The organism is Barnesiella sp., assembly GCF_022723415.1.
Classification (GTDB): Bacteria; Bacteroidota; Bacteroidia; order Bacteroidales; family Barnesiellaceae; genus Barnesiella; species Barnesiella intestinihominis.
Genome location: NZ_JAIJHU010000130.1, coordinates 1 through 1,878, shown reverse-complemented (window position 1 = coordinate 1,878; position 1,878 = coordinate 1). Strand labels below are relative to the sequence as shown.

The following is a 1,878-nucleotide window of genomic DNA, read 5'->3' as shown; positions in this document are numbered from 1 at the left end:
CCATATATGTAGAATCATTTTTTAAGATTATATAATAGTTTAACTTTTCATTTTCTTTTTGATTCTTTTTAAAAATCACAGAATATTTACCATTTAGAATACTTTTAGATACTTCTATTTGAATGGAATCTGGATTAACACTAATTATTTTCCAGATTCCTTTAGCCTCTTTTTCTAGTCTATCTAATTCTTTATAATTTCCTTTTACATCATCATTGGCTGTTACTATAACAGGAAGACTAATCTTTTGTTTAGTAATGAAAATATTGTTTTCTAAAGGATGAAAATCCGTTTGACGACAGAAATACGATTTGCTAAAATCTATATTACATACACCTTGCAAATTATCATACAGAGGAGTATGCTTTTTGATCATAGTAAAAATACAAAAGATTGCTATTATAACAATCACTGTTAAGAAAGCACGCTTTTTACCTTTTAATAAAAGGTTTGTAAGTCTTATTTGTCCTATCATATCTCCCAGATTTTAATAAAATATTTTGTCCTATTTTGTCAATGTTTTTATCTTTTGTTGTATTTTCTCCTTGAAAAACATAATTTAGAATTGCGCCCATCTTATTAGTGTCCTTTCTGTAATTATCGGGAATTGAATTCATTTGGCTATTTACCGTTCTTATTGCTTTTCTGAAAGAGGCCATTTGATCATCAAATGCATTACTATCCCAAAAGGTCGAAAGTGTCATATATGTATCTACCGCATAATTTGCAAAGTCTAGTATGGCAATCGCTCCAACAGCCTTAGCTGATCCTCTTACAGGCATAGGGTCAAAACTATGGAATCTTCTATCTTCTTGGCCAGTAGATTTCGCAATTGGTCTCCTGATTCTTACATTCCCATCTTTTGGGTCTATACCAGCTGGTTTACGCCCTATGGTGAAACTTTTATGTGCCTAATTGTCAACAGAAATTTTTCCGATTTCTGTGTTTATACCAAGTTCTCCTGGTCTCCAATTAGCAGGATTATTATTAGCTCTTTTGAAATTGGATTGCATAGTTTTGCTAAAATTTTCTATTCTTATTCCAAACACCCCATTACCACGGTATTCAATGAGTGATCCTCGTTCCCATGGCCAGGACCAATTACCATTCGGATCTATTAATCTCACAGGATTATCCAAGGTATATACATATCCACCTGTGGCGACATATTTCTCTGCTAGCGGATCCACCCCATACCACAGACTGGTAACAGGGTTCATGTACCTTGCACCGTAATAGTACAGGCCAGTCTCATCATCGAACTGTTTACCATTGAACTTATATGGTAGCTCTTCACTGCTGCTGTGCTCGTCAACCAACAGTTCACCGTATGGCAGGTAAGCATCATACTGGGTGATGTTGGCGTGGTCGTCCGTGATGTAAGACGTACTACCTAAATGATCACTGTGATAGAAGAAGGTCTCTTCTTTTGTAGTGTCATTAGGGATGTAGCCATATCCTACCTGCGGGTCATCAGGGTTGCTCGGGTCATTCCAGCTTACAGGTGGACCGGGGTTGGTATTCGGTGTGGTGTTAGGGCGTGGAGTCTGAATCCAACCCTGTGGCACATCATGGTTGCCGAGTTCTGAGAGGACGGCATTATAGCCAACACCCGTGTTCTCCGGGTCGCCGTACGCACCATTCATTGTAGGTACTCCAGGGGCGATGCCCTGCTGCTTATAGTATGCCTCCTTCTGCTTCTGTATCTGATTCATACGCTCCGCATAGTCCTGCTGACCAGCCGTTACGTATGAACCGTTACGTCCGTAAACGTTATTGAACAGACCCGTTCCTATCCTTGAAGCAACTCGTTTGTCACCAATAAAGTAATGCTTTGTGAAGCGGTTCTTGTTGACAGAGAGGATACTTGCAGGATAA

Annotated in this window: 3 protein-coding genes; all 3 read right to left on the bottom strand. The window is 38.7% G+C overall.

What is annotated here, in order from left to right:
* Nucleotides 1-475: hypothetical protein (locus QVD32_RS13040; RefSeq protein WP_287710366.1), on the bottom strand; the 475-nt coding region annotated here is incomplete at its 3' end.
* Nucleotides 432-782, bottom strand: a complete 351-nt coding sequence (locus tag QVD32_RS13035) for a hypothetical protein (protein WP_287710365.1) — start codon at nucleotides 780-782, stop codon at nucleotides 432-434. The genes QVD32_RS13035 and QVD32_RS13040, both read right to left, overlap by 44 nt.
* Nucleotides 783-911: 129 nt before the next feature.
* Nucleotides 912-1,878 (bottom strand): RHS repeat domain-containing protein (locus QVD32_RS13030; RefSeq protein WP_287710363.1); only part of this gene is annotated, 967 nt, incomplete at its 5' end.

Coding starts and splice junctions, on each gene's coding strand:
- QVD32_RS13035 (WP_287710365.1), bottom strand. CDS start 782: ATGCCTGTAAGAGGATCAGCTAAGGCTGTTGGAGCGATTGCCATACTA.